At 67.1% G+C, this 26,106-nt stretch carries 24 protein-coding genes; 9 read left to right on the forward strand and 15 right to left on the reverse strand.

The window, feature by feature from the left end; genetic code table 11:
* Positions 1–18 precede the first annotated feature (18 nt).
* The 3 genes from C563_RS0113875 to serS all read right to left on the reverse strand — a co-directional run bounded on the left by C563_RS0113875 (position 19) and on the right by serS (position 3,535).
* A complete protein-coding gene (locus C563_RS0113875) occupies positions 19–903 on the reverse strand; it encodes an HAD family hydrolase (protein ID WP_018762669.1) in 885 nt (294 codons plus the stop codon).
* A gap of 204 nt (positions 904–1,107) precedes the next feature.
* Positions 1,108–2,112: a type IV toxin-antitoxin system AbiEi family antitoxin domain-containing protein gene (locus tag C563_RS0113880; RefSeq protein WP_018762670.1), complete on the reverse strand. Its 1,005-nt coding sequence runs from the start codon at positions 2,110–2,112 to the stop codon at positions 1,108–1,110.
* Positions 2,113–2,254: 142 nt separating this feature from the next.
* Complete coding sequence (gene serS, locus C563_RS0113885; protein WP_018762671.1) at positions 2,255–3,535, reverse strand: serine--tRNA ligase; 1,281 nt, start codon at positions 3,533–3,535, stop codon at positions 2,255–2,257.
* 88 nt (positions 3,536–3,623) lie between these two features.
* On the opposite strand from serS, the gene C563_RS0113890 reads away from it, so the two are divergent.
* The gene (locus tag C563_RS0113890; protein WP_018762672.1) at positions 3,624–4,712 is read left to right on the forward strand and encodes a diacylglycerol/lipid kinase family protein; all 1,089 of its coding nucleotides are present in this window, start codon (positions 3,624–3,626) and stop codon (positions 4,710–4,712) included.
* A 64-nt stretch (positions 4,713–4,776) separates the two neighbouring features.
* Here the strand turns inward: C563_RS0113890 and C563_RS0113895 are convergent, their stop codons facing one another.
* From C563_RS0113895 to C563_RS0113905, 3 genes are all read right to left on the reverse strand, one after another.
* Positions 4,777–4,983 carry a hypothetical protein gene (locus C563_RS0113895; RefSeq protein WP_018762673.1) on the reverse strand — a complete coding sequence of 69 codons (207 nt, stop codon included), beginning with the start codon at positions 4,981–4,983 and terminating at the stop codon, positions 4,777–4,779.
* A 95-nt stretch (positions 4,984–5,078) separates the two neighbouring features.
* A complete protein-coding gene (gene pheA, locus C563_RS0113900) occupies positions 5,079–6,059 on the reverse strand; it encodes a prephenate dehydratase (RefSeq protein WP_018762674.1) in 981 nt (326 codons plus the stop codon).
* Positions 6,059–6,385 carry a rhodanese-like domain-containing protein gene (locus C563_RS0113905; RefSeq protein WP_018762675.1) on the reverse strand — a complete coding sequence of 109 codons (327 nt, stop codon included), beginning with the start codon at positions 6,383–6,385 and terminating at the stop codon, positions 6,059–6,061. Before C563_RS0113905 ends, pheA begins: the two co-directional genes overlap by 1 nt.
* Before the next feature lie 214 nt (positions 6,386–6,599).
* Between C563_RS0113905 and C563_RS0113910 the strand changes: the two genes are divergently transcribed.
* From C563_RS0113910 to C563_RS0113925, 3 genes are all read left to right on the forward strand, one after another.
* Entirely contained in the window at positions 6,600–8,006 is a 1,407-nt protein-coding gene (locus C563_RS0113910) for an amidase (RefSeq protein WP_018762676.1), read from the forward strand.
* Between the two features lie 136 nt (positions 8,007–8,142).
* Positions 8,143–8,370: a hypothetical protein gene (locus C563_RS0113915; RefSeq protein WP_018762677.1), complete on the forward strand. Its 228-nt coding sequence runs from the start codon at positions 8,143–8,145 to the stop codon at positions 8,368–8,370.
* A gap of 473 nt (positions 8,371–8,843) precedes the next feature.
* Positions 8,844–9,317: a LapA family protein gene (locus tag C563_RS0113925; protein WP_018762679.1), complete on the forward strand. Its 474-nt coding sequence runs from the start codon at positions 8,844–8,846 to the stop codon at positions 9,315–9,317.
* A 63-nt stretch (positions 9,318–9,380) separates the two neighbouring features.
* Here the strand turns inward: C563_RS0113925 and C563_RS0113930 are convergent, their stop codons facing one another.
* The 3 genes from C563_RS0113930 to C563_RS0113940 are packed head-to-tail and all read right to left on the reverse strand — an operon-like array spanning position 9,381 to position 13,544.
* Positions 9,381–10,907 (reverse strand): carboxyl transferase domain-containing protein, encoded by a 1,527-nt coding sequence (locus tag C563_RS0113930; protein ID WP_018762680.1) that lies wholly within the window; start codon positions 10,905–10,907, stop codon positions 9,381–9,383.
* A 1-nt stretch (position 10,908) separates the two neighbouring features.
* Complete coding sequence (locus C563_RS0113935; RefSeq protein ID WP_018762681.1) at positions 10,909–12,123, reverse strand: CaiB/BaiF CoA transferase family protein; 1,215 nt, start codon at positions 12,121–12,123, stop codon at positions 10,909–10,911.
* Positions 12,124–12,176: 53 nt separating this feature from the next.
* Positions 12,177–13,544 (reverse strand): SLC13 family permease, encoded by a 1,368-nt coding sequence (locus C563_RS0113940; RefSeq protein WP_018762682.1) that lies wholly within the window; start codon positions 13,542–13,544, stop codon positions 12,177–12,179.
* Between the two features lie 129 nt (positions 13,545–13,673).
* Here C563_RS0113940 and C563_RS0113945 point away from each other — a divergent pair, with 129 nt between their 5' ends.
* Positions 13,674–14,372, forward strand: coding sequence for a FadR/GntR family transcriptional regulator (locus tag C563_RS0113945; protein ID WP_018762683.1), 699 nt, complete (start codon positions 13,674–13,676; stop codon positions 14,370–14,372).
* Between the two features lie 138 nt (positions 14,373–14,510).
* Here C563_RS0113945 and C563_RS0113950 read toward each other — a convergent pair whose 3' ends face one another.
* Both C563_RS0113950 and C563_RS0113955 read right to left on the reverse strand, forming a co-directional pair.
* The gene (locus C563_RS0113950) at positions 14,511–14,999 is read right to left on the reverse strand and encodes a DUF4190 domain-containing protein (protein ID WP_018762684.1); all 489 of its coding nucleotides are present in this window, start codon (positions 14,997–14,999) and stop codon (positions 14,511–14,513) included.
* 34 nt (positions 15,000–15,033) lie between these two features.
* Positions 15,034–15,630 (reverse strand): LysE/ArgO family amino acid transporter, encoded by a 597-nt coding sequence (locus C563_RS0113955; RefSeq protein WP_026264834.1) that lies wholly within the window; start codon positions 15,628–15,630, stop codon positions 15,034–15,036.
* Positions 15,631–15,701: 71 nt separating this feature from the next.
* Here C563_RS0113955 and C563_RS0113960 point away from each other — a divergent pair, with 71 nt between their 5' ends.
* Positions 15,702–16,625 carry a LysR family transcriptional regulator ArgP gene (locus C563_RS0113960; protein WP_018762686.1) on the forward strand — a complete coding sequence of 308 codons (924 nt, stop codon included), beginning with the start codon at positions 15,702–15,704 and terminating at the stop codon, positions 16,623–16,625.
* On the opposite strand, the gene C563_RS0113965 is transcribed toward C563_RS0113960, so the two are convergent.
* Entirely contained in the window at positions 16,585–17,493 is a 909-nt protein-coding gene (locus C563_RS0113965) for a nuclease-related domain-containing protein (protein WP_018762687.1), read from the reverse strand. The genes C563_RS0113960 and C563_RS0113965 overlap by 41 nt on opposite strands.
* Before the next feature lie 240 nt (positions 17,494–17,733).
* Between C563_RS0113965 and pgm the strand changes: the two genes are divergently transcribed.
* Positions 17,734–19,395 carry a phosphoglucomutase (alpha-D-glucose-1,6-bisphosphate-dependent) gene (pgm, locus tag C563_RS0113970; RefSeq protein ID WP_018762688.1) on the forward strand — a complete coding sequence of 554 codons (1,662 nt, stop codon included), beginning with the start codon at positions 17,734–17,736 and terminating at the stop codon, positions 19,393–19,395.
* A gap of 84 nt (positions 19,396–19,479) precedes the next feature.
* Here the strand turns inward: pgm and C563_RS0113975 are convergent, their stop codons facing one another.
* Positions 19,480–20,085 carry a malonic semialdehyde reductase gene (locus C563_RS0113975; protein ID WP_018762689.1) on the reverse strand — a complete coding sequence of 202 codons (606 nt, stop codon included), beginning with the start codon at positions 20,083–20,085 and terminating at the stop codon, positions 19,480–19,482.
* Positions 20,086–20,284: 199 nt separating this feature from the next.
* Here C563_RS0113975 and C563_RS0113980 point away from each other — a divergent pair, with 199 nt between their 5' ends.
* Positions 20,285–21,637, forward strand: coding sequence for a uracil-xanthine permease family protein (locus C563_RS0113980; protein ID WP_018762690.1), 1,353 nt, complete (start codon positions 20,285–20,287; stop codon positions 21,635–21,637).
* 12 nt (positions 21,638–21,649) lie between these two features.
* Here the strand turns inward: C563_RS0113980 and C563_RS0113985 are convergent, their stop codons facing one another.
* Complete coding sequence (locus C563_RS0113985) at positions 21,650–22,567, reverse strand: SGNH/GDSL hydrolase family protein (RefSeq protein WP_018762691.1); 918 nt, start codon at positions 22,565–22,567, stop codon at positions 21,650–21,652.
* A complete protein-coding gene (locus tag C563_RS0113990; RefSeq protein WP_018762692.1) occupies positions 22,564–23,451 on the reverse strand; it encodes a GAF domain-containing protein in 888 nt (295 codons plus the stop codon). The genes C563_RS0113985 and C563_RS0113990 overlap by 4 nt, the downstream gene beginning before the upstream one ends.
* Positions 23,452–23,796: 345 nt before the next feature.
* Between C563_RS0113990 and treS the strand changes: the two genes are divergently transcribed.
* Positions 23,797–26,073 (forward strand): maltose alpha-D-glucosyltransferase, encoded by a 2,277-nt coding sequence (treS, locus tag C563_RS0113995; protein WP_018762693.1) that lies wholly within the window; start codon positions 23,797–23,799, stop codon positions 26,071–26,073.
* Positions 26,074–26,106 lie beyond the last annotated feature (33 nt).

Below are 26,106 nucleotides of genomic sequence, written 5' to 3' on the forward strand. Positions count from 1 at the left end.
GCTGCCGGAGTGGGCAGGTCAGAGGAGGCTGCGCAGTACGTGGGCGGCGCCGTCGTCGAACACCGAGTGGGTGACCTCATCGGCCGCCGCAATCACTTCCTCCGGAGCCTGCCCCATGGCAACTCCGCGGCCGGCCCAGCTGAGCATCTCGATATCGTTCCGGCCATCGCCAACGGCCACGGTGCGGTGCTGCTCGATCCCGAGCCGGAGCCGAAGGTTCTCCAGGGCGCTGGCCTTGGTCACCCCTGCCGCTGCGATATCCAGCCATGCGGTCCAGCCCACCGAGTAGGTCACCCCGGCCAGTCCCACGTGGTCGATGGCTTCGTTGAATTCCTCGGGCGTGTTTTCAGTACTGAACACCACCACGCGCACCGCGGTGGCCTCCAGCATGGTGTGGAAGTCGACGCCTACGGCCTCGACGCCGAAGCTGGCGTCCTGGAACCGTTCCGTGGAGAGGAAGTTTCCATCGGCGTCCTCCAGCGCGTACTTGGCAGAGGGGAGCCGTTCCCGGAGGGCCCTCAGGGCAGGCCCGGGGTCGAAGGTGGCTTTGTGGATGACCTCGTAGCCGTTGGCCAGTTCGGGGTGGAGCCGGAGGGTCACGCCGCCGTTGCAGCAAACAGCGTAGCCGCGCTCTATGCCGATCTTTTCGATGACGGGGAGGGTGGCATTCAAGGAGCGGCCGGTGGCGATCATTACCTCGTGCCCGGCCGCCACTACCGCCTGCGCCGCGTCCCGCACGCCCGGCGTCATGTGGCCGTCGTGGTCCACCAGGGTGCCGTCCACGTCCAGCGCGACCATCAGCTTCTGGCCGATTCCCGAAAAGCCGTAGGTGTTGGTGTTGTCTTGGTTGTTCTCTCGCCGGTCATCGTTGCCGGCGACTGAGGTTTCAGTCAGCGTTGTCATTGAAATAGTGAAGCAGACGTCACTGACAGGCGCTAGGACGCAGGACACAGCTTTACTGAACTGTTGATTAACTGCGGGTTTCCGCACCTCGAGGCGGGTCACCGGTGGTTCCGCGGTACCGCCTGTCAGAGGCTTGATCGCAGAGGACACCCTTCTAGAATCTGATTCGCGAACAAGCTTAGGGATAACCGGGGGTAGGGGCGCTCACCTGCTCCGGATGCCGGCAGCCAGGAGTTTGGCGCGTAGCCGGTCAGGATTCTGCAAGTCAGCCCAGCGCCAGCGGACGAAGCCATGACCAAGTGACCGGATCCGGTCCTCACGGATCTTCTCCCGATAGACCGCCTCCTCCGCGGTGATTCCTCCGCGCAGGGCGGCCTGAACATACTTGCCTTTGCCGTCGAATTCGCCAACCACCCCCGGGTTCGGCCACCAGCAGTCAGTCCTCCCAATGAAACCCTCCCGGTCGGCAAATGTGCGCTGAAGGACGGGCTGCTCAAAGCCAAGGAACTCGAAGACTGCCCTGCTGTAGGACTCCCCTACAGATTCCGACAACGGGCTGGCAAGGGAAGCGGCGCGTTCGGCACGTGCCGCGGCGGAAGCGTGCGGAAGCGCCCGGATCCCGTCCCGGATGTCCTGAAGCGACCACAAGCTGGCATCAGCGGGCATTCGGCCAGCTTTGTGCAGCTTTCGTGCGGCTCCGTCAGCAACAACCAGCGCCTGGCTCAGGCTGCGGGTTGCCATGATGTCCAAAGTGGTCTCCACCAGCCCGAGACTGAGGAACTCGCCGTGGCGCACAGGTTCATGTACCTGCTTTAGCCGGTATTGGAGGGGGTAGGACCGCACCTCCCGCGCTTCCCGGGCGGCCTTGTCCGTGCCGAGGACCACGAACGGCGACTTCCTGATTCCGCTGCGGCCCGGCAGGCTGGTTGCCAACTCCACACATTGGGGGTCGCCCAGCGTTGGTAGGCCGATGGCCCATGCAGCCGTCTGCCCACAGAGGACCGCGCCGCTGACGGATCTCGCAATCGCCGCCGTCGACCACGCGAAGCGTTGTGCGGGCGTGGCACTGATCCAGTCATTGGTCCGCACGTAGAAGCCTCGCCGGAGCCGTACGAGCTGCCCGGCCTTGAAGGCGCGGTGCAGGGCATCAGTGCCGACGCCGGTGCGGAGTATGGCGGCAGTATCAATCAGGCCAGGTGGTATCTCCATACCCCAAGGATGCGGGGCTGGAGCCTGCCGGGCGGTTCGCCCGCGGCCGTATGTGGACAGTTCTGGGCGAAACCAAAGCTTGTTCGCGCATCCGATCGGTGAAGGACTGGTTGCGCGAACAAGCTTATGAAAAGGGACGGCCCTACAGGACCGGCAGAACCTCGAGCCCGCCGAGGTACTTCTGCAGCGCCTTGGGTACGTTGACCGAGCCGTCCGCGTTCTGGTGGTGCTCCAGCAGCGCCACGATCCAGCGGGTGGTGGCCAGGGTGCCGTTCAGGGTGGCCACGGCGCGGGTGCCCTTGGCGACGCCGTCAGCGTTGACCGCGCGCTCACGGATGTTGAGGCGGCGCGCCTGGAACGTGGTGCAGTTTGAGGTGGAGGTCAGCTCGCGGTAGGCGCCCTGGGTGGGGACCCACGCTTCGCAGTCGTACTTCCGGGCCGCGGACATGCCGAGGTCGCCCGCCGCGGTGTCGATGACCCGGTACGGCAACTCGCACTTGGCCAGCATCTCCTCTTCCCAGGCCAGCAGACGCTGATGCTCGGCGGCGGCTTCTTCGACCGTGGTGTAAATGAACATTTCCACCTTGTTGAACTGGTGCACGCGGATGATGCCGCGGGTGTCCTTGCCGTGCGAGCCGGCCTCGCGGCGGTAGCAGGAGCTTTGCCCGGCGTAGCGGATGGGGCCCTTGGAGAAGTCCAGGATCTCGTCCGCGTGGTAGCCCGCCAGGGCCACCTCGGAGGTGCCCACCAGGTAAAGGTCGTCTTCGGCGAGTCGGTAGATCTCGGCGTCGTGCTTCACATCGAAGCCCGTGCCCTGCATCGTCTCCGGACGCACCAGCGTGGGGGTGATCATGGGGATAAAGCCCGCTTCAATGGCCTGGTCCATGGCCATCTGCAGCAGCGCCATTTCCAGCCGGGCTCCAACGCCGCGGAGGAAGTAGAACCGGGCACCGGAGACCTTGGCACCGCGTTCCATATCTATGGCACCGATCAGCTCGCCAATCTCCAAGTGGTCGCGCGGCTCGAAGTCCGGGAACTCGCGCGGGGTGCCGACGGTCTTGACCACCACGTAGTCGTCCTCGCCGCCTTCGGGAACACCATCCTCCACCAGGTTGGGGACGGTGCGCAGCAGCTCTTCCTGCTTGGTCTGCGCGGCATCGGCCTCGGCGGAGGCCGCCTTGACGGAGTTGGCCAGCTCCTTGACCTCTGCCAGCAGTGCCTGCTTCTCTTCACCCTTGGCCTGCGCCACCTTCTTGCCGAAGGCGTTCTGCTCGGCGCGGAGGTTTTCGAAGCGGATCAGGGCGGCGCGGCGCGCGGCATCCGCGGAGATGATCGCGTCCACCACTGATTCGTCCGCGCCGCGGGCGCGCTGGCTGGCACGGAACTTGTCCGGGTTTTCGCTGAGGTCTTTTACGTCGATCACCAGACAAGGGTATCCAATACCGCGCACGACGGCGGGCGGCAGGCCCCGTGCGCCGGGCCGCCGCACGCCGGGCTACTGTTGAACCACCATGAGCGACTGGATTCTCTACCTGCTGATTGCGGTGGCCCTTGCCTTCGCCACCTCCAGCTGGTGGGGGGTCCGGCGCCTGCAGGCCCTGCACGTGCGCAGCACAGTGGCCGGCGAAGCCTACGATCCGGGCCTGGTGCAGCAGCGGGTGGCCGTGGTCCTCAATCCGATCAAGGCGCGGGCAGAGGAAGCAAAGGCCACCATCCAGCGCGCCTGCCTGGCAGCCGGCTGGGAGGAACCGGCCTTTTTCGAAACAACCGCGGACGACCCCGGCTTTTCCCAGATGCAGGCTGCCTTGGCCGGCAAGCCCGACGTCGTCCTGGTGGGCGGCGGGGATGGCACGGTCCGCGTGGTGGCCGAGGCCCTCGCGCACACCGATGTTGCCATGGGTTTGATACCGCTGGGAACCGGCAACCTGCTGGCCAGGAACGTCGACCTTGACGTGAACGACCTCCACGGGAACGTTCAGACGGCGCTGTTTGGGCGGCAGCGCTACATCGACACCGCCCGGATGGCCATTGAGAACTCCCGCACCGGGCACTACTCCGAGCACGTCTTCCTGGTCATTGCCGGGATTGGCATGGACGCGGAAGTCCTGGCGGACACCAACGACGGGTTGAAGAAGGCGGTGGGCTGGCTCGCTTACACCGAGGCTGGCGTCCGGCACCTCCCGGGCCGGCGGAAGAAGGTGTCCATTTCGCTGGACGGCAGCCCCGAGCAGGTGCGGAACATCCGCAGCGTACTTTTCGCCAACTGCGGGCTGGTGCCGGGCGGCATCGACTTCATTCCGCAGGCAATGATTGACGACGGCATGCTGGACGTGGTGGTCATGAGTCCCCGCAGCGCCCTGGGCTGGCTGCTGATGTACATGAAGATCATGTTCAAGCACAGCGGGAAACTGCCGATCATGACGGTCTACAGGTCGGTCAAGGTGGTCATCAAGTGTCCCGAGCCCATGCCCACCCAAATCGATGGCGACACGTCCGGGGAAGCGACCCAACTCACCGTCCAGGTGGAACCGAAGTCACTGCTGGTAAGGGTCAAGGCACACGAGCCGGGCGGCCCGGGGCAGGCGAAAAACCGCATCTAGGCGTGCACGGCCCATCAGCGGCTGGGGAAATGCCGGGCCGGCCTGACCGGCCGGCTCACGTGGATCAGGCGCCGGCGTCCTTCTTCTCCGCCTCAGCTGCTGCTTTGGCAGCGGCATGGGCCTCGGACTGTTCACGGATCATTGCCTGTTCCTCTTCGAAACGCAGGCGGTCCGCGCGGTCAGCATCGTCGCCGTCCCAGTCCTGGTTGTCTGCGGCAGGCTTGGGGTTGACGATCATCCCCTGGCCGTCATTGTCAGTGGTGCTGGTCATGACCCGCTCCCTTCATTAGGGGCCATACCCCGTGTGGATCAAGCAAGCATACGCATTGTGCACACCCCGCGGAAGTAGTCCGAAAGGCTATTTGCCTACGCTGTGGGCGAAGATCCGGAACCGCTTTCACCTGCGGTGGATGCCGCGTCAAGTATGGATCCGACCCAGTCCCGGGCCGCCGAGAAGGCGGCATCGGAAGTATGCGCCGCCACCGCCGTGGCCTGCCTGTCCGCCCGGGCATACGAACCCAGGAAACGGGTCCCGGGGCTGATCCGGTGCAGGCCCGCCAGGGCATCCGCAACACGTGCCTCGCCGGCGTGGCCGTCCGCGTCGATGCTGAAGAAGTAGTGGCCCAGGTACTGCCCGGTGGGACGCGATTCGATCCGGCTGAGGTTGACGCCGCGGCTGGCAAACTGGTCGAGGATCTCCATCAGCGCACCCGGACGGTCCTCCGGCAGCGGGACAACAAGCGTGGTCTTGTCCGCGCCGGTGCGTTCCGGAAGGACACCCGGACGGCTCACCAGGATGAAGCGCGTCACGGCGCCCGGATTGTCACCAATGTTTTCCGCCAAGACCTGCAGGCCCGGATGCGCTTGCGCTACGAGCGGCGCACAGATGGCGGCATCGTAATGGCAGTCACCGTCCAGCAGTCCCATGGCCGCGGCCGCGGTTGAAGACCCCGGAACATATTCCGCACGGGGCATGTTGTTTTCCATCCACATCCGGCACTGGGCCCACGCGTGGCCATGGGTGGACACGTGCCGTACGTCCTCCCTGCGCACGCCAGGCCGGGTCACCAGGACAAAGCTGATGGGTACCAGGACCTCGCGGATGATCCGCAGCTCTTGGCCGCTCGCTATCGCGTCGAGGGTGGCGGTGACGCCGCCTTCGACCGAATTTTCAATCGGAACCATGGCAGCGTCGGCAGAACCGCTGCGCACTTGGTCCAGGGCGGCATTGACGTTCGACGCCGGCACCCGGACTGCTTCTTGCGCACCGGGTACCTGCAACAGGGCAGCCTCGGTGAACGTGCCCTCGGGTCCGAGGAACGCGTAGGTGGGGGGACTGCCGTGCACTACAGCACCAGCGGCTTGAGTCCGTTGTCGGAGACCAAGGGTTTGCCCGATTCGAGCCACTGGTCCATCCCGCCGGAGACGTTGATGGCGGTGTACCCCTGGCCCGTGAGCCACTGGGCAACACGGAACGACCTTCCGCCGGTCCGGCAGATGACATACACGTCCTCATCCGGATCAAGTTCGCCCAGCCGGGCCGGGATCTGGTCCATGGGGATGTGGAGTGCACCGTCGGCATGCCCGGCGACCCACTCGTAGTCCTCCCGGACGTCCAGGATGACGGCATCAGCCGGGATGTCGTGGACGGGCACGGTATCAAAATCGCTCATCGGAGTCCTGTCGTGGCGGATCAGAGTCACGTTAAAGCCTAGTCCTTCGGCCACGGGTGGTGCGGAAACCGGCAAGCTAGGCTGGTGGCTCCCGAGGAGGTTTCCATGTCCCGTCAGCAGCCTGCCCGTCCGGCGCCGCTACAGTCGCGCCCCGGCCGGGACGTCGGCGGGGATGCCGGACCGTCCACGGCCAAGGAGCCGGAGGGCCGGGTCCTTGGCTGAACTTCACGAACTGCCTGCACTGGACCTGCGGAACCTCCTCCGCGCCGGGACGGTGTCCGCCGCTGAGGCCACCACACATTTCCTGGCGCGGATCAGCCGGCAGAACCCGCTGCTGGGGGCCTTCATCACCGTTACCGCGGACCAGGCCATGGAACGGGCCCGGGCGGCTGATGACCTCCACTCCCGCACCGGTACCGACGACCTCCCCCTGCTGCACGGCATGCCGCTGGGCTTCAAGGACCTCACCGATGTGGCGGGCGTGGTGACCACCCACGGAAGCGCCGCCGTCGAGCATAAACCGGCTCCCGCGGACGCTCCCCTGGTGGCACTCCTCACGGAGGCCGGCGCGGTTTCCTTGGGCAAGACCCAAGTACCCGAGTTCGGCCTGACGGCCTACAGCGAAAACCGCATCGCGCCGCCGTCGCGCAATCCTTACGCACCCAGCAGGAGTTCGGGCGGGTCCTCCGGCGGCAGCGCTGCCGCCGTGGCGGCGGGCTTGCTGCCCTTCGCGCCAGGGACCGACGGCGGTGGTTCAGTCAGGATTCCGGCAGCCGCCTGCGGCCTGGTGGGGCTGAAGCCGGGCCGTGGCCTGGTGGCTGCCGGGGAAAGCAGCGGTGACCCGGCCCGGCTGGTGGTCCCGGGCCCCCTTGCCCGGACCGCCAAGGATGCCGCCCTGATGCTGGACGCCATGGCACCGGGGAACGAATACCTCGCGGGCATAGGCCAGGAGCCGCCGCCGTTGAGGATCGGCGTCACGCTGGAGAGCCCTTGGTCCGGCACCTTCCCCTTCAGTATCGAACCCGAAGCACTCGATGCCCTCCGGGCAGGCGAAAGGCTCCTGGAACACGCCGGCCATACCCTGGCCGAAGCTGCCGTGCGGTACGACAACCGCTATCCCGATGCCTTCACCACCGCCTGGACGGCAGGAGTGGGTTCTGCACGGATCAGCCCCTCCCGCGAAGCGCTGCTGGCGCCGTTGACCCGGACCTTCCGGCGTCGGGCCCAACAACGCAGCCCGGCGAAGCTCGCCGAAGCCCTGGCGTTCCTGCGGCAGTTCCAGCACGACACCGTCGCGCAGTACGGCCAGTGGGACCTGATGATGATGCCCGCGCTGGCGCAGACACCCCGCCCCGTGGGCTGGTTCACCGGAACAGGCCACGGCGGCGGACGCTGGCCGGCCGTGCAATGGCCAGGAGATGCGGACGGCGACTACCGGAAGCAGTGCGAATATGCGCCGTGGTCCTCGATGGTGAACGTATGCGGATTGCCGGCCATAACGCTCCCTGTCCACTGGACCGGTGGATCCGCCGGAAGCGGACTCCCAATGGGCGTCCAACTGGTGGGTCCCATGGGCTCGGAAGCCCTCCTGCTGCAGGTGGCGCATCAACTGGGCCTCTAGGCGCCGCGGCGGTGTGGTGTTGTTGACCTGAACCTAACGCCCGCTTAACCCGGCGGTAACCCCGGCGGCGCAGACTGGAAAAACCACCTTTCGCACCCTCCGTACGCCTTTCCGCCCAATGAGGAGCTGCACCACCATGAATGCTGAACAGCACGCCACCGGCGCCGGCCCCACAGAAACTGCTGACGACGGGCGGCCGGACCTGAGCAACTCCAACGTCAGGGAGGACCTGGCCATGGCCGGCCGCTGCGGCCTGGTGCATTTGCCGACGGGCCGGGCCTGCCTCCTTCCGCTGCGCCACGGCGGCCCCTGCGAGTTCCACCGCCCGCAGGAGGCGCAGGATGTGGTGACCGGCGGCCGCTGACAGGCGCCGGCCACCACGGTATCGACTCCGGCAACAAACAGGAGGACCATTAAAGGGCAGTCACCATGAGGAGGTCTGTGATGTGCTATTCATCAAGCAAGGACTTCGGGTGGGACGCCAGGAAAGAAACCAGGCGCCGGCCTGAAGAGCGGCCTGAGACCCACGAAACTCCGAAGCCGGCCAAGGCACCGGAATTCACGTTCTGGGCCTTTCCGAAGTGGCGCAGGTCGCCTGTGCCGGGGACTCCCTCCGCCGAACGGAGCAAGGAAAGGGTCTGACTCCCGGCCCTACACGGCCCGGGGCAGTAGTCCAAGGAGGGGTTCCCGTCTGGGCCCCTCCCTCCCCAGGGCTCCCAATCCAGCCTGCCTTTCATGCAGCAGTAGACGCGCGCGGCGCGCTCGTTGTGCTGCGGCAACCCGGGCGTCTATGGTTGCACCATAAGCATGCTTAGCATTCTGCGAAAGGACACGGGCATGAGCGAAGGACAGTACACGCCGGGACCGAACAGCCAGCCGGACCCGGACGTCAACGTCGTCACGCCGTCGGCCGCGGACCGGGCGGCAGGCGGCCGGGACGCAACCTACGGTGGCGCGCCGTCCTACGCCCCGGATGCCCCGGATACACCCGCGGTTCCAGCACCACCAGCGGGCACGGAAAAAGCCGCAGCGGGTGGCCGCACACCCGAAAGCAAAGTTACCCGCGCCGGCGTCATCTGGGCTGGCGTTGTCGCCTCACTGATCCTGTTGATCCTGCTGATCATCTTCATCCTGCAGAACCAGGAACAGGCCATGGTGCAGTTCCTGGGTTTTGAGGGGTCTGTCCCGCTGGGCATGGCACTCTTCATTGCCGCCGTCACCGGCGGGGTCCTGGTGGCTGTGGCAGGTGGGGCGCGCATCCTGCAACTGCGCGCCACAGCCCACCGCGCCAAGGTCCGTCAACGCCGCTAGGGCAAGCGACGGCCGGAGCCGCCGGAGCGAATCCGCCGGCGGCTCCCCTGGCCGTGCGTTGCGTCAGTTGCCGCCCAGGTTCCGGTACTTCCGGAACCGCGCCCCCACCAGCCCGGCCACGGGGATGTCGGCAACGGATGCAAGTTCGTATTCGATGGCACGGGCCATCCGGGCACAGAATTCGCGCGGCTCCAGGGACGCGTCGTCGCGCTCGTCCACAATGTGGTCCACCAGTCCGTTCGCATACAGCGCCGCCACATTGACGCCCTGCGCCTGTGCCATCCCGGGCGCGAAGGCCGTGGTGCGGTGCACGATCGCACTGGCGCCCTCGGGCGGCAGCGGCGACAGCCAGCTGTGCTGCGCGGCGATGGTCCTGTCCGCGGGCAGCAGTGCCAGCGCCCCTCCCCCGGCACCCTGGCCAAGCAGCACCGAGACGGACGGCGATTCCAGGCCGATCAGTTCGTACAAAGAGCGTGCGATCTCGCCGGCGAGGCCGCCTTCTTCCGCCTCCTGGGAGAGCGCGGCGCCTGCGGTGTCGATGACCGTGAGCAGGGGGAGCCGCAGTTCTTCGGCCAGCTTCATCCCGCGGCGCGCTTCCCGCAATGACCCGGGCCCCATACCGGCGGCGTCCTTGCGCAGCGGGCGGGCATGGCCGAGCACAATGCAGGACCGGCTGCCGAACCGGGCCAGCGCCAGCAGCAACCCGGGGTCCTTTTCCCCCTGTCCCGTCCCGTTCAGCGGCAGGGCGTCGCTGGCGCCGAACTTGAGGAGCTGGCGCAGGTCCGGCCGCCGCGGCCGGCGCGAAATCCCGATCGACGTCCAGGCGTCCACGGGGGCCGGCCGCACGGCCAAAGTGGCAGGTGCGGCGGGCCGGACCACCGTCCCTGACGCCGCCTCCCGCCGGGGCGCCAGGATGTCCAGCGCCCGGGCCACCAGTTCCGCGAGCTCTTCGGGCTTCACGACGCCGTCGATGAGCCCCTTGTTGAACAGGTTTTCCGCCACCTGCACGTTGTCCGGGAAGGACTCCCCATGCAGTGCTTCGAACACCCGGGGGCCCAGGAATCCCAGCAGGGCGCCCGGTTCGGCAACATTGATGTGGCCCAGCGACCCCCAGGATGCCATCACGCCGCCGGTGGTGGGGTGCCGGAGGTAGACCAGGTAGGGCAGGCCGGCCTGGCGGTGCGCCCGGACGGCTCCGGTGATTTTGACCATGGACAGGAACGCCGGCGTCCCCTCCTGCATCCGGGTTCCCCCGGAGGCCGTGCCCGCCAGCAGCGGCAGTCCCTCCGAGGTGGCCCGTTCGACGGCGGCAACGATCCGCTGTGCCGCGGCGTGGCCGATGGAGCCGGCAAGGAAAGAAAACTCGCTGACGATCAGCGCCACCCGGCGCCCCCGGATCAGCCCGGTGCCGGTGAGCACCGATTCGTCGGCTCCGCTGCGTTCGCGGGCTTTGGCCAGGTCACGGGCATACTCTTCGGACAGCGCCGGCTGGTGCGGCGGCGTATCCCAGGGGACAAACGAATCCTGGTCCACCACGGCGTCGATCAGTTCAGCTGCGCGCAAGTGCCGCACTTTGTCGGTGGTTGGCATGCTAGCTCACCCCGGCCACCACGGGAGCCGGCAAACCGAGCCATGCGCGGATGGCAGGCCCGTCCGCGTCCAGCAGCGGCGGCGCTGCGTGGTCCTTCAGGGTGGTTTCGGCTGCGTCCCCCTGTTCGAAGAACCGCAGCGGGGGCCCGGGGAGGCTGACCGTTCCGAGCAGTGGATGCTCCACGTCCACCACGAGCCCCTGGGAGGCCACCTGGTCCCAGGCGTACACCTCGTCCAGGGAGCGCACCTTCCCTGCCGGGATCCCGGCGTCGTTCAGTTTCTCCAGCAGTTCCGCCGCGCCGTAGCCGGCGAAAGCGCGTTCGACGGCGGCAATCACCCCGGCGCGGTTCCGCACCCGTTCGGCGTTGCTGGCGAATCCGGGCGCGGCCGGGTCCAGGCCGAAGGCCGAAGCAAATGACTGCCAGAGCTTCTCGCTGCCGACGCTGATCTGCACGCTGCCGTCCTTGCAGCCGAACAGCCCGTAAGGGGCGATGGACGGGTGGTGGTTGCCCTGGGCCTGCGGAACCTCGCCGGCCACAGTGGTCCGGGTGCCCTGGAAGGCGTGGACGCCAATCAGTGACGCCAGGAGGGAGGTGCGCACCACCTGGCCGCGGCCGGTGCGGTTCCGTTCCACCAGCGCCGCGAGCACGCCAAAGGCGCCGTTCATTCCGGAAAGGAGGTCTGCAATGGGGACGCCGACGCGCTGAGGGTCGTCGGGCCCGGAGCCGGTGAGTGACATGAGTCCGGCCTCGCCCTGGAGGATCTGGTCGTAGCCGCTGCGCCGTGATTCGGGCCCGTCATGGCCGAAGCCCGTGATGGACAGGATCACCAGCCGGGGGTTGAGCTCATGGATGGCTGCCGTGGAGAAGCCCAGCCGGTCCATCACGCCGGGACGGAAGTTCTCGATGACCACGTCCGCACGCTCCAGCAACCCGCGCAGCACTGCCTGCCCGTCCTGGCTCTTCAGGTCCAGGCTGATGGATTCCTTGTTGCGGTTGCAGGACATGAAATAGGTGGACTGCAGGTCATCTTCCGGGCCCACGAAGGGCGGCCCCCAGCCGCGGGTGTCATCCCCGGTGCCGGGGTTTTCCACCTTGATCACGCGGGCGCCGAGGTCCGCCAGCATCATGCCGGCGTGGGGCCCCGCCAGTGCACGGCTCAGGTCGACGACGGTGTGCCCCGCCAGGGGGCCTCGGGAATTTTCGGCTGAGCTCATGTGCTTGGGTTTCCTTTCTCAAGTGCGGGCGGCGTGGCGGGCGGCTGCGCCGGCTAGAGCCAGCCGGGGACCACCAGCGCCAGCCAGGCCAGGATGGGTCCGGCCACGATCACGATGCCGCTGTAGCCGAGGATCTTCTTGTAGAACCGGTCCTTGTCCACGCCCTCCGGGGCATTGGCCAGGACCAGGGCACCGTTGGTGGAGAACGGGGAGACGTCCACGATCGTGGCTGAGACCGCGAGCGCGCAGATGACGCCGACGGCGCCGATCTCACCGGTGGAGAGGAAGGGCACGGCCAGCGGGATGAGCGCGGCCAGGATGGCGGTGGAGGAGGCGAAGGCGGACACGATGGCGCCAATGAAGCAGATGATGAGGGCCGCCAGCAGCGGCATTCCCATGCCGGCCACGCCGCCGGAGACGAATTCGATGGTGCCCGCTTCTTCCAGGACGCCAACGAAAGTCAGCATGCCGCAGATGAGCAGCACGGTGGACCAGCTGATCTTGTTGATGGCACCCTTCTGGGCCGCCGGCGAGACCAGCGCAAGGACGATCGCGATGGTGATGGACACGAAGCCGACGTCCATCTTGAACCCGAGGGCCACGACGGCCAGCACGACCAGGCCCGCAATGGTGACCAGTTGCGGAATCCGCTCCTTGCGCTCCTTGGTGGCGGCAACGCCGTCGCCTGCCGGGTCGCGGGGGCCGTACATGCCGGAGCCGAAGCCTTTGAACGGAACATCGGTGCCGGCTTTGGCGCCGACGCTGACTGCCATCCGCGCCTCGGCAGCCTGCTCCACGAACTGACCCACCTTGGAGGACATGAGGTTCCTGCCGCCCAGGACCACAAAGAGGACCAGGGAGATGACCAGGTTGAAGATGAAGCTGGAGAGGAAGAGTGCTGCCGGGCTGAAGGCGAGATCGGTCTTGGCGATGATGCCGTTGACGGTGACGCCGTAGACGGCGATGGGCGAGAAGCCGCCGGCCTGGGCACCGTGGATCACCATCATGCCCATCAGCAACGGGCTGATCTTGTATTTTCCGGCGAAGCTGAGGGCAATCGGGGCAATGATGGCGACGGCGGCGGGAGACAGCGCGCCCACGGCCGTGATGACGGCGGTGATGGCGAACATGACCCAGGGGATCAGGGCAACGCGGCTGCCCACGAGTTTGACGGCGCCCCGGACCAGGAGGTCGATGGTGCCGTTGTTTTGCGCGATGGCGAACAGGTAGGTGACTCCGACGATCGTCAGGAAGAGGCCGCCGGGAAAGTTGGCAAGGATGTCATTGGTGGACATGCCCAGCACCAGTGAGCCAAGCAGGAAGGCGCCCACGAAGGCGAGGGCACCCATGTTGAGGGGCAGGACGGTGGCGAGCAGGAACATCGCCGCCAGGATGATGATCGATAAGACAGGAGCGGACATCGTTGGTCCTCCATTGGAACGAAAGAATGTGACGTGAGTTACTGGCTCACTGGACTAGCCTCTTAGACAGTGAGTCTATCTGTCAATAGATGTAGGGGGTATTCTGGTCCGAGAACCTCGGGAGGAACTGTGGAAAAGACGGCACGGGCAGGCCTGGAGCGGGTCTCGCGTCCCCGGCTCTATGAGCAGCTGGTGGAGCAGATCCTCGCCTACATCGAGTCGGCCCAGCTCCGCCCCGGGGACCTGCTGCCTGCCGAACGCGACCTTGCCGAGCGGCTGGGAGTTTCCCGCGCCACCCTGGCCCAGGCCCTCGTGGCCCTCGAAGTGCTGGGAGTGATCGACGTGCAGCACGGCACAGGGGCAGTCCTGGCACGGCGTCCCAGCGTGGCATCCGTCATCAAGGGCCTCCGCGAGCACCAAAGCCGGCTGCCGGAGATCGTCGAAGCCCGCAGCACCCTGGAAGGGAAGCTCGCGGCACTGGCCGCCGAACGCCGGACCGGGGACGACCTCGCCGCCATCGACAACGCCCTGGACGTCATGGCACGGGAGATCAACGACGGCGATCGAGGCACCCATGGCGATGAGCTCTTCCACCAGGCCATAACCGCGGCGGCGCACTCCTCCGTGCTGGCGCAGCTGATGGCCTTCATCGCCGAGATGATCCTGGAAACCCGGATGGAATCGCTGGGCCAGCCCGGGCGTCCGGAACAGTCGCTGGCGTCACACCGCCGGATCGCCGACGCCATCCGCGCGCAGGATCCGGCCGCAGCAACGGAGGCCATGCTGGCGCACATCGACCTCGTCTCGGACGTGGAACTGCTCCGCTAGCGGCACGACGGCGGGTTCGCAGCGGCAGCATCCCCGTCGCATGGACCAGTCCCCCTGCCATGCGCAGGGGAGCAGTCCAACCGGAGGGGACTTTATTCGGTGCCGACCCTCAACCGCCGCGCGGCGGGGGCAGGGCGCCTAGAACGTCCCGGAATTCGAACCCGTGGTGCTGGCAACGGTGAGGCCGATGATGAGCAGCAACCACAGGGCGCCGTAGCCCAGCAGGCACAGGTAGCCCAGTACCAGGCCTGAGATGGACATCCCCTTGCCGGACGGCTCGCGCCTGAGGGCGAGGTGGCCGGTAACGATGGCTGCCAGCTGGGGAAGGAGCAGCCAGCCCATGATGACGGAGGCGATGCCGCAGACCATGCTGGCGATGCTCAGGGTCTTTGGCTCGGCCGGCCTGCCGTAGTAAGCCGGCTGGCCGAAGTATTGCCCCTGGCCGTACTGGGACTGGTTGAACTGGCCCTGGTTGTAGCTTGGGCCGTACTGGGGCTGCCCATACTGCGTCTGGCCGTACGGCGTCTGGCCGTATTGGGCCGGCGGTTGGTAGCTGGGCCACGGCGCATCGTTGCCCTGGCGGTCGGGACGCTGGTAGTCGGGCCCCTGGGACGGCTGGTCAGTCATGGTTTCTCCCCTGCGGATCTGGCTCCAGCCTACTTCAGTGCAGGACCAGGCGGACGGCCAGCACCAGCATCAAAACACCGATGCCGGCATCGATCCAGCGCCAGGTGCGCGGGCTGCCCAGGACGCCCGCCAGGGCCCGCGCCCCGTACCCCAACGCTGAGAACCACAGGATGCTTCCGGCCACGGCGCCGGCGGCAAAGATCCAGCGGAGGTCCGGTCCCTGCTGGTTGGCCAGGCTGCCGAGCAGCACCACGGTGTCCAGGTAGACGTGGGGATTCAGGAATGTGAGGGCCGCCGTGGTGGCGAAAACCGAGTGTTTAGACCGGGGTTCCTGCTCCGCCAATGCTGAGGGCTTCGCTGCCGCCAGGAAGGACCGGACCGCGAACCACAAAAGGTAGGCGGCCCCTGCCCACCGCAGGACTTCGAGCACCCCGGGGAAGCGGGTCACCACGGCCCCGATTCCGGCGGTACCGCCCAAGATCAGCAGCGCGTCACCGGCCATGCACACCGCCACCACCACGCCGATGTGTTCGCGGCGGATCCCTTGCCGCAGGACGAAGGCGTTCTGGGCACCGATCGCCACGATGAGCGCCAACCCGGTCAGCATGCCGGTTATCCACGAAGTCCACATGGCTACGACGGTAGGGTCCTGTGAGATATGTAGGCAAGTAAAGGATTCTGCGTACGCATTAGAATTTCTTCATGAATCTGGAGCATCTCAAGGCCCTGGTCGCGGTCATCGACGAAGGAACTTTCGAGGCGGCGGCGGACCTCCTGCGCATCACGCCGTCAGCCGTCAGCCAGCGGATCAAGGCCCTCGAGGGATCCGTGGGCCAGGTCCTGGTCCGCCGCCGGTCGCCCTGCACCACCACGGACGCCGGCGCACTGCTGCTGCGCATGGCACGGCAGGTCCAGGTGCTGGAGGCGGAGACATCGGCAGCGCTCGGTGCGGGGCTGCCAGCCCGCGCCCACCTGCCCGTGGCCATCAACGCGGACTCCCTGGCCACCTGGTTTGTCCCCGTCCTCCAACGGGCCGCCGGATGGGAGGACGCCGTGCTGGACCTGCGTGTCGAAGACCAGGGCTACAGCAGCCAGCTGCTCCGCGAAGGAGACGTGATGGGCGCCGTGACCTCTGATCCAGTGCCCGTCAGCGGGTGCCGGGCAGAAATGCTGGGTTCCATGCGGTACATCCCGGTGGCCAGCGCCGGACTGCGGCGCCGGTTTGCGGCGGCCGACAGTGTTGACTGGGCCGCCATGCCCGTCCTGAAGTTCAACGCCAAGGACAACCTCCAGCTGCAACTCCTGGCGGCCAAGGGCATTGGGCAGACTCCCCCTACGCATACCGTGCCGTCATCGGAGGGCTTCTTCGCGGCGGTCAAGGCGGGCCTGGGCTGGGGCATGATCCCGGAACTCCAGCTCGCGGATGGCCTTTCGGACGGCGGCCTGGTCCGGCTGGATGACGGCTACCAGGATGTGGCCCTCTACTGGCAGGCCTGGACCCTCGATTCTGACGGCCTCAACCGGATCACCCGCGCGGTACGGGCCGCGGCCAAAGACGGGCTGCGGCCCGGCGCCGGACTGGGTGTCAGCGGGCCAAGTAGGGCAGGAAATAAACGGCAAAAATGACGAAGGCCGCCAACAGGGCCAACTTCCCGCCACTGGTGCCGCTCTGCTGCGCTTTGGCTTTCCCGCCGCGGCGGCCGGCCGGAATGCCCGCCGCTGCTGCCCGGGATCCGCCTGCCGGCAGGTTGCGGCCGGCCGGATGCCGGGACATGCTTCCGCTGCGGCTCCTGCCATCGACGGGCTGGCGCCCTTCCGCCGCACCCGCGACGGGGCCGCCAGGCGGCAGGGCCCCTGCCGGGCGCACCACGGTTCCGGGGCGGACGTTCCGCAGGGCCGTGATGCCGGGCTCCTGTTCATGCGTGAGCTGCTGGCCCAGTTGCTCGTACAACCCCACCACCGCCTGCGGATCCAGCACCGGCGGAAGCGCCTCAATGGTCCGCACCACCCGGTGGGAACCCGCCACGGCTACATCGGAGGCGGTCACCCCGAAGAGATCCGGCTGGGCCGCCATGCAGATGAGCGGACGCACCAGCCGGCGATGCTGGGGGGCCAGCACCGAGGCGACGGCGGCGCACTGTGCCAGCGCTCCCTCCACGGCCTGGGTCCGCGCGTAGCGGCCCTGCCAGAGCACGCCGGACACTACGCGCACTTCGCCGGACCAATTCTTCGAATCAACCACCACCACCCCGCCGGGGCCCACCAGGACATGGTCAAGGTTGGCCTTGGGCCGGCCCGGCCAGTGGACATCGTGCAGCACGTACCAGCCCCGCGGGACCAGTTCGCTCAGCTTGTCCGCCACCACCCGCTCCCCCAGGGCTCCGGCGTCCCAGGCCTTGGTGGACCGTTCGGCCTCATCCAGCTGGCGCTTCAGCCTGGCAACACGTTCGGCAGCGAGCCTGGACTGCTCGGCTGCCCCGTCTCCTGCCCCCATTGGACGTCCCCGCTTCCTTGCCGGACGGGACGATCGGCGGGTCCCGCCGTCGTCCGCTGCTTTCGCTTGCATGCCTGGAATTTTCTTGAAAATAGCAGGGCGCTGAAGGGCCGGTATATAGGTACTTTCACGGTGCTGTACTCAGGTGCACTACTTGGTTGGTGACGTCATTGCGTGTCACAGCGTCCGGATCCTGGGCAATTCGTTTTGACTCCCGCCAGGTTCTGGCATGCTGGTCCCATGGCTAGCCGCGCGGGTACAGTTGCCCAACCCCAGGACCTTGTTGACATCACTGCGCTCCTTGATGCGTATTACGACATCGCGCCGGACCTGGGTGATCCAGGCCAGCGCGTGGTGTTCGGCACCTCCGGGCACCGGGGCTCCAGCCTCAAAGCGTCCTTCAATGAGCAGCACATCGTGGCAATTACCCAGGCGATCGTGGAATACCGGGCAGCGCAGGGTGTCACCGGCCCACTGTTCCTGGCCAAGGACACCCATGCCCTGAGCGAACCGGCGCAGAACTCCGCCTTGGAGGTGCTGGCCGCCAACGGCGTCCACGTCCTGGTGGACGCCCGCCACGGCTACACCCCCACCCCGGCCTTGAGCCACGCCATCCTCACATACAACCGGAAGGCCGCGCCCGGCGCCCCGCAGGCTGACGGCATTGTGGTGACCCCCAGCCACAACCCGCCGGCCGATGGCGGCTTCAAGTACAACCCGCCGCACGGCGGACCCGCGGACTCGGACGCCACCGGCTGGATTGCCAACCGTGCCAACGAACTGCTGGAGAACGGACTGCGCGGCGTCAAGAGGATCCCGCTGGCCGACGCGCAGGCCGCGGACACTACCGGCAAGTTCGACTTCCTGAGCAGCTACGTGGATGACCTTCCGTCCGTCCTGAACCTGGACGCCATCCGCGAGGCCGGAGTCCGGATCGGCGCCGATCCCATGGGCGGGGCGTCCGTGGACTACTGGGGCGAGATCGCCGAACGGCACCACCTGAACCTCACCGTCGTCAACCCCACCGTGGACCCGCAGTGGGCTTTCATGACCCTGGACTGGGACGAGAAGATCCGGATGGACTGCTCGTCGCCGTCCGCCATGGCCTCCCTGATCAGCCGGATGTCGGTGGGTGCCGACGGGTCCGTGCCCTTCGATGTCGCCACCGGCAACGACGCCGACGCCGACCGCCACGGGATCGTCACCCCCGACGGCGGCCTGATGAACCCGAACCACTACCTCGCGGTCGCCATCGACTACCTCTACCGCAACCGCAGCGGCTGGAACCCCGAATCCGTGGTGGGCAAGACCCTCGTGTCCTCCTCGATCATCGACCGGGTGGCGGAGAGCCTGGGCCGCAAGTTGGTGGAAGTCCCGGTGGGCTTCAAATGGTTTGTCCCCGGTCTGCTCTCCGGTGAAGGCGCGTTCGGTGGCGAGGAATCCGCCGGCGCATCCTTCAACAAGCTGGACGGCAGCGTGTGGACCACCGATAAGGACGGAATCCTGCTGGCGCTGCTGGCCTCCGAGATCACCGCCGTGACCGGGAAGTCGCCGTCACAGCTGTACAAGGGGTTGACGGACCAGTTCGGCGCTCCCGTCTACGCCCGCATTGACGCAGCCGCCACGCGTGAGCAGAAGTCCAAGCTGGGGAAGCTCTCCGCCGCTGACGTCACGGCCACCGAACTGGCCGGGGAGGCGATCACCGCCAAGCTCACGGAGGCACCCGGCAACGGCGCTGCCATCGGCGGCCTGAAAGTGGTCACCGAGAACGCCTGGTTCGCTGCCCGCCCGTCCGGCACCGAGGACGTGTACAAGATCTATGCCGAGTCCTTCAAGGGTGAGGAACACCTCAAGCAGGTGCAGGCCGAGGCCAAGGCGCTGGTGGACAGCGTCATCGCCTGACCGGAAGCCCCGCAGCTTAAGCACGAACGCCCCATCACCAAGTGATGGGGCGTTCGTGGTTTAGCCGAGGAACGTGCCGTGGCGTCAGACGGTGCGGACGGCGTCGTCGTAGGAGTACTTGGGCTTCGCCTCGCCCCAGGCTTCCTCGCCGGGCTGGCCGATGTTGACCACCAGGAAGCTCTTCTGGTCACCTGCCGGGAAGAAGGCGGCGTCGATGGCCTTGAAGTCGGCGCCGGTCATCGGTCCTGCGGCGAAACCGAGTGAGCGGACGGCCAGGATGAAGTAGCCGGCCTGCAGGTGGGCGTTGTTGTTGCCCGTCGCGGCGGCGAGCTCGGGATCGGCATCGTACATGGCCTTGGGGGCGTTGTAGCCGGGCAGGAAGCTGTCCCACTTGCCCGCCCAGTCGGTGTCATAGCTGAGAATGGCCACCAGCGGAGCCGACGCGGTCTTGGCCTGGTTGCCGCGGGACAGCGCATCCACCAGGGTGGCGCGGGCTTCGGGCGAGCGGACGTACGTGACCCGCAGCGGCTGGGAGTTGAAGGCGGTGGGCCCGAACTTGGTCAGTTCGTAGATGGCCTGCGCCTGCTCCTCGGTCACCTCGCCGGTGAACGTGTTGGCGGTGCGGGCCTGGGCGAAGATCGCGTCCACGGCCGCCGAATCGATAACCGCTTCTTCGTGTGCAATGGTCATTGGCTTACCTTTCGCTGTGCCGCCCGCCTACCGGGGTGGCCTCTGTGCTTTCCATAGTTGCAACTTCAAGTGCTTGGTTCCTCTTCCCATGACGGCAGGTGACGTTGGCCACAACGGACGGCAGCGAAATACTTGGCGGTATTCTGGACCGAGTTATCCTTCGCCCCCTCGCGGCACCCCCTGAAAGGCATTCCTTCCCATGAGCATGCTCGGAATCAAATGGAAGCTGCACGGCACCGGCAAAACCATCAAGCCCGGCCAGGTGGTGGCCCCGGATGAGCGGCTGGCCTGGCCCCTGACCATCGGCGTGGGCATGCAGCACGTGGTGGCAATGTTCGGCGCCACCTTCCTGGTGCCCATCATCACCGGGATGCCGCCGGCCACCACGCTGTTCTTCTCCGGCATCGGAACCCTGCTGTTCCTGGTGGTCACCAAGGGCCGGGTGCCCAGCTACCTCGGCTCCAGCTTTGCGTTCATCGCGCCCATCACAGCCTCGCAGGCACAGTTCGGCATCCCGGGCGCGCTGGGCGGCGTGGTACTCGCCGGTGCCACCCTGGCCCTCGTGGGTGCCGTGGTGCAGAAGTTCGGCGCCGGGTGGATCAACCGGCTGATGCCGCCCATCGTCACCGGCGCCATCGTCGCGTTGATTGGCCTGAACCTTGCCCCCGCAGCCAAGCAGAACTTCGACGCCGCCCCCATCACGGCCGTCGTCACGCTGGCCACGATCATCCTGGTCAGCGTCCTGTTCCGCGGAATCCTCGGCCGGCTCAGCATCCTGGTGGGCGTCGTGGTGGGTTACGTGGTGGCCATGCTCCGGGGCGAGGTGGCCTACGACAAGATGGACGCCGCAGCCTGGGTTGGCCTGCCGCAGTTCCAGACCCCCGAGTTCCACATCGGCGTGCTGGGGCTGTTCGTCCCTGTAGTCCTGGTGCTGGTGGCGGAGAACATCGGCCATGTGAAGTCGGTTGCCGCCATGGCGGGGCAAAACCTTGACGGCGTCTCCGGCCGGGCGCTGATGGCCGACGGCGCGGCAACAGTCCTCGCCGGCCTTGGCGGCGGCTCGGGAACCACCACCTACGCCGAGAACATCGGCGTCATGGCGGCTACCAAGGTGTATTCGACGGCGGCCTACTGGGTGGCCGGCATGTTCGCCATCCTGCTGAGCTTCTCCCCCAAGTTCGGCGAATTGATTGCCACCGTCCCGGCCGGCGTCCTGGGCGGCGCGGCCACCATGCTGTACGGCATGATCGGCATCCTCGGCGTGAAGATCTGGGTCCAGAACAAGGTGAACTTCGCCAATCCCGTAAACCTGACCACCGCGGCTGTGGCCCTGATCATCGGCATCGCCGACTACACCTGGACCATCGGCGACCTCAAGTTCACCGGCATCGCGCTGGGTTCGGCAGCCGCACTGGTGATCTACCACGGCATGCGCGCCATCGCCAAGGCGCGGGGAACAGCGGCCGAACCCGAAACCGAGCAGACGGGACTGCCGCCGGCCGTCAAGGCTGCCATGAATGCAGCCTCGAAGCGGACGCCCAGGAAGCGCTGACCCGGACCGGCGTCAGGCCACCCGGTCCGCCCTCCCATCCGGGCCGCCGGCTGCCGTGCCTGGGCCCATCGCCAGTCCCTTGGCCGGGTGTCCCGGCGGGAAGGGACCAGGAAGGCCTTGGCCGAAGACCGGGCCGGGCTGCGGCCGCTTGGCCGCCAGCGCGTCGGCCTGGCGGGGCCGCAACTGCTTGAGCACCCACGGCATGAAATACTGCCGCGCCCACACCAGGTCCTCCGCCCGGGCCTGCGTCCACCCGTGGGCCGGCAGCGGCTTCGGCTGCAACGGCTTGAGCGCATGCTCCACTCCCAGCGCATCAAGGGTTGCCGCGGCCACGGCGTGGTGGCCCAGCGGCGACAGATGCAGCCGGTCCGGGTCCCACATTGACGCGTGCTGAAGCTCGGGCAGGCACCACAGGTCAACCATGATGGCGTGGTGCCTGGCCCCGATGGTGTGCAGGTGCTCGTTGTAGATGGCCACGCGGCCGCGGATCTTGCCGAACACCGGTGTGTTGCCCCAGTCCGGGCCCGCAAAAAGAAGCACGGTGGCACCGGTGGCTGCGAGCGTGCCGATGGCATGGTCCAGCTTCCCGGCCAGTTTGTCCGGATCGCCATGCCTGAAGATGATGTCGTTGCCACCGGCGGCAATGGCGACAAGGTCCGGCTTCAAGGACAGCGCCGCGGCCAGTTGACCGTCGAGGATCTGCCGCAGCAGCAGTCCCCGGATGGCCAGGTTGGCGTACGCAAAGTCGGGACGGCCGGACGCCAGCTCCTCGGCCACACGGTCCGCCCAGCCCCGAAGGCCGCCCAGGCTGAGCGGTTCCGGGTCGCCGATTCCTTCGGTGTAGGAGTCTCCCAGGGCAACGAACCGGCGCCAGGGGTGGCCGTCCGGGCTGTCCGCGATGAGGCGCGGCTCCTGCTTCTGGATGGTCATGCTGTCCTCCCTTCTGCGGGAGGCGGGGTTTCCGTCTTCACCGCAGCGTTCCTGCGGGGTTGCTTTCCGGTTGGAAAGCCCCGCCCCGCCGCCGACGGGCGCGGAAGCTCCGCGACGCCGTCGTACGCTTCCTGCCGCAACGCGGACGGCGTTGCGCCGCTCCGGTCCCGGCCGGTCCCCGGGGCCACGACGTTCAGGGCCGCGTCCCGCAGGTCAAGCTCATGGTGCAGTGCCTGCGTCTGCAGGAAAAGCAGCGCGGCCTCCCTGCTGAGGCCGTATTCGCTGGAAAGGCTGCGCACGGCCAGGTCCACCAGGACCAGGGAGCTTTGGACGACGGCGAGGCCGGCCGTCGCTTCGGCCCTCTCGGCCACGCGGAACACGAGGCGAAGGGCCCGGGCCATCTGGCGCACAAAGCCCTGAATCCTGACCAGGTCATCGCTGGTAAACGCGTGCGGCACGCCCGCGTAGAAGGTGATGGCAGCACTCGTCCCGCCTTCAGACATGATGGGAACGGAGAGCATCGACTGCACCCCATGGCCCGACGCCGCACTCGCGTAACCGGGCCAGCGCCGGTCACGGCTGAGATCGGATACCAGGACGAATTCCTCGGTGCGCATGGCCTCCATGAGGGGCCCGTCGGCGAACGAGCACTGTTCCCGGTCCGCCTCCCGCGCCTGCTCCGCGCTGGCAGCAAGCGTGCGTCCCTGGCCCAGGCGGAAGAGCGTGGCGGCCCAGCCGATACCGCGGCGTTCACCCTTGATCTCGCTCATAAAGTCATGGGTGACTTCCCGGAGGAAGGTTTCGACATCCTTGTTGTCGAAGACCGGCTCCGGGGTAACAGGAAGCAGCCCCCAGCCAACCTGCCCCGAAGGTTCAGCCGCCATGTTCCAGCCCTGTTCGAAGCGCTTCGGCCTACTACAAAACCTGGTTCCCAGAATACGTCCGAACGGGGCCCTGGCGGGAGTGGCAGCAGAAATAAGCCAAAAAGAGGAGGAAATTGTTCGCTGACAGGGTCCCTGTACGGCAACAGCTGCACCGCGACATCGGCCGACAGACCGGGCAAGGCATCCGCCAGCCCGGCAGGTTTGTTCCGTCCACCGGTTGCGCCGCCCAGTAGCATCGGGAGAGGGAACACCGAATACTCCTTGTCCGGCTGGGTACTTTTCCACGGGCAAGGAGCTACGGAGCATCCATGCCAGCACGGAGACGAGCAGTGGAAAGAGGAGCTTATGCGGGAGCCGGGGACCAGCGAGCGCGTTTCGGATGCGGAGAACACCGCCGGAGTCGGGGAAGGGGAGGCAGCCGCCACGGAGCCGGCAGCGGACCTGGAAGTCACTTTCGACGAACAGTTCTTCGCCGCCCGGCCAAAAGCGCTGCGGCCCGTCGCGCGCCGGCGCCAATTCGTGGGCAACAGGCCCTCCTTCGAATTCGACGGCCGGAACGCCGCGTACGTGGATTGGCTGCGCAACCAGGCCATGCTCGGTGACGCCAACGTGCTGGCCCGGCAATTGTCCGGCCAGGCCAGCATGTGGCAGAACTCGTACGCGCATCCGAACCCCCGGGCCGCCGTCGAACGCGCCCCTGTCTGGTTCACCGCCTACCCGCTGTCCTTCATCACCGAGCCGGGCCGGTCGTTCCTGTCCGCCCTGGGAGACAAGGCCATGTGGGAAGCCTTCCGCGAGATCGGCATCCGCGGCATCCACACCGGGCCGGTGAAACTGGCCGGCGGCATCAGCGGCTGGTCGCACACGCCCAGTGTGGACGGGCACTTCGACCGGATCAGCATGGCGATCGATCCGGTCTTCGGCACCGAAGAAGAGTTCCGCAGCATGTGCGAGGTCGCTGCTGAGCACGGCGGCACGGTTATTGACGACATCGTCCCGGGCCACACCGGCAAGGGCGCCGACTTCCGGCTGGCCGAAATGAACTTCCGCGACTACCCCGGGATCTACCACATGGTGGATATTCCGGAGGAGGACTGGAACCTCCTGCCCGATGTCCCGGAGGGGGCGGATTCGGTCAACCTCAGCCCGGATTCCGAACAGGCGCTGCAGAAAGCCGGGTACATCATCGGCAGGCTCCAGCGCGTCATCTTCTACGAACCCGGGGTGAAGGAAACCAACTGGAGCGCCACCCGGCCCATCGTGGACACCACCGGCAAGACCCGCCGCTGGGTCTACCTGCACTACTTCAAGGCCGGGCAGCCCTCCATCAACTGGCTGGACCCCACCTTCGCCGGGATGCGGCTGGTGGTGGGCGACGCCCTGCACTCCCTGGTGGACCTGGGCACCGGGGCGCTCCGCCTTGACGCCAACGGGTTCCTGGGCGTGGAAAAGAGCGCCGAGGAACAACCCGGCTGGTCCGAGGGCCACCCGCTGTCCGAGGCCGCCAACCAGCTGATCGGATCCATGATCCGCAAGGTGGGCGGGTTCTCCTTCCAGGAACTGAACCTCACCATCGACGACATCAAGGCAACCTCCGAATCGGGTCCCGACCTGTCGTACGACTTCATCACCCGCCCCGCGTACCACTACGCCCTTGTCACCGCGGACACCGAATTCCTGCGCCTGACGCTGCGCCTGTCCATGGAGATCGGAGTGGACCAGGCGTCCCTGGTCCACGCCCTGCAGAACCATGACGAACTGACCTACGAGCTCCTGCACTTCGCCGCCGGGCACCGGGAGGAGATGTTCGAACTCAACGGTGAGGAACTCACCGGCGCGCAGCTCGCCGAGCAGGTCCAGCAGACCCTGCGGGACCGGCTGACCGGTGAGAACGGATCGTACAACGCCGTCTTCACCACCAACGGCATCGCCTGCACCACCGTCAGCTTCATCATGGCCGCCCTGGGCATCCAGGATCCGGACGCCGTGACCCCGGAGCAGGAGGCACAGATCCGGGACGTCCACATCCTCCTGGCCATGTACAACGCGCTGCAGCCGGGAGTCTTCGCCCTCTCCGGCTGGGATCTCACGGGCATCCTGGCCCTGGACCGGAGCAGCGTCCGGGAACTCACCTCCCAGGGCGACACCCGCTGGATCAACCGCGGCGCGCACGACCTCATGGGGACCAGCCCGGACGCCACCACGTCCTCGGCGGGCATGCCGCGGGCGCGCAGCCTGTACGGCACGCTGCCGGAGCAGCTTCAGGATGCGAACTCGTTCGCGCGCAGGCTGCAGCGGATCCTTGCCGTCCGTGAGGACAACGGGATTGCCACGGGCACGTTGCTCGATGTCCCCGAGGTCTCCAACCGCGGGGCACTGGTGCTGGTCAACCGGCTCCAGGACGGCGCCTTGCAGGTCACGGCGCTCAACTTCTCCGGGCAGGACATCGCCGGCAGCATCCAGTCCAACGAGCTGCCCTCCGGGGCGAACGTCAAGGACCTCTTCAGCGGCGAGACGGTGGGGCAGGTGGACGACCTGCACAGCTTCTTCCTCGAACTGCCGGCCTACGGCGGGACGGCACTGCTCCTTACCGAGGCGCCGGAGCCGGACGCGGAGGCTTAACGGAGGACGCCGGGCGGCGCCGGAGGATTCGTT

Source organism: Arthrobacter sp. 135MFCol5.1, assembly GCF_000374865.1.
In the GTDB taxonomy this organism is placed as follows: domain Bacteria; phylum Actinomycetota; class Actinomycetes; order Actinomycetales; family Micrococcaceae; genus Arthrobacter.

Excerpts from the sequence above, each read along its gene's own strand:
- C563_RS0113955 (WP_026264834.1), bottom strand. The coding sequence starts at position 15,630 with ATGTGGACTTCGTGGATAACCGGCATGCTGACCGGGTTGGCGCTCATC.
- C563_RS0113890 (WP_018762672.1), top strand. The coding sequence starts at position 3,624 with ATGAGCGACTGGATTCTCTACCTGCTGATTGCGGTGGCCCTTGCCTTC.
- C563_RS0113915 (WP_018762677.1), top strand. The coding sequence starts at position 8,143 with ATGAATGCTGAACAGCACGCCACCGGCGCCGGCCCCACAGAAACTGCT.
- C563_RS0113980 (WP_018762690.1), top strand. The coding sequence starts at position 20,285 with ATGAGCATGCTCGGAATCAAATGGAAGCTGCACGGCACCGGCAAAACC.
- C563_RS0113935 (WP_018762681.1), bottom strand. The coding sequence starts at position 12,123 with ATGAGCTCAGCCGAAAATTCCCGAGGCCCCCTGGCGGGGCACACCGTC.
- C563_RS0113990 (WP_018762692.1), bottom strand. The coding sequence starts at position 23,451 with ATGGCGGCTGAACCTTCGGGGCAGGTTGGCTGGGGGCTGCTTCCTGTT.
- C563_RS0113905 (WP_018762675.1), bottom strand. The coding sequence starts at position 6,385 with ATGAGCGATTTTGATACCGTGCCCGTCCACGACATCCCGGCTGATGCC.
- C563_RS0113895 (WP_018762673.1), bottom strand. The coding sequence starts at position 4,983 with ATGACCAGCACCACTGACAATGACGGCCAGGGGATGATCGTCAACCCC.
- C563_RS0113960 (WP_018762686.1), top strand. The coding sequence starts at position 15,702 with ATGAATCTGGAGCATCTCAAGGCCCTGGTCGCGGTCATCGACGAAGGA.
- C563_RS0113880 (WP_018762670.1), bottom strand. The coding sequence starts at position 2,112 with ATGGAGATACCACCTGGCCTGATTGATACTGCCGCCATACTCCGCACC.
- C563_RS0113975 (WP_018762689.1), bottom strand. The coding sequence starts at position 20,085 with ATGACCATTGCACACGAAGAAGCGGTTATCGATTCGGCGGCCGTGGAC.
- C563_RS0113985 (WP_018762691.1), bottom strand. The coding sequence starts at position 22,567 with ATGACCATCCAGAAGCAGGAGCCGCGCCTCATCGCGGACAGCCCGGAC.
- C563_RS0113875 (WP_018762669.1), bottom strand. The coding sequence starts at position 903 with ATGACAACGCTGACTGAAACCTCAGTCGCCGGCAACGATGACCGGCGA.
- pgm (WP_018762688.1), top strand. The coding sequence starts at position 17,734 with ATGGCTAGCCGCGCGGGTACAGTTGCCCAACCCCAGGACCTTGTTGAC.
- C563_RS0113950 (WP_018762684.1), bottom strand. The coding sequence starts at position 14,999 with ATGACTGACCAGCCGTCCCAGGGGCCCGACTACCAGCGTCCCGACCGC.
- treS (WP_018762693.1), top strand. The coding sequence starts at position 23,797 with ATGCGGGAGCCGGGGACCAGCGAGCGCGTTTCGGATGCGGAGAACACC.
- C563_RS0113940 (WP_018762682.1), bottom strand. The coding sequence starts at position 13,544 with ATGTCCGCTCCTGTCTTATCGATCATCATCCTGGCGGCGATGTTCCTG.
- C563_RS0113965 (WP_018762687.1), bottom strand. The coding sequence starts at position 17,493 with ATGGGGGCAGGAGACGGGGCAGCCGAGCAGTCCAGGCTCGCTGCCGAA.
- C563_RS0113930 (WP_018762680.1), bottom strand. The coding sequence starts at position 10,907 with ATGCCAACCACCGACAAAGTGCGGCACTTGCGCGCAGCTGAACTGATC.
- C563_RS0113925 (WP_018762679.1), top strand. The coding sequence starts at position 8,844 with ATGAGCGAAGGACAGTACACGCCGGGACCGAACAGCCAGCCGGACCCG.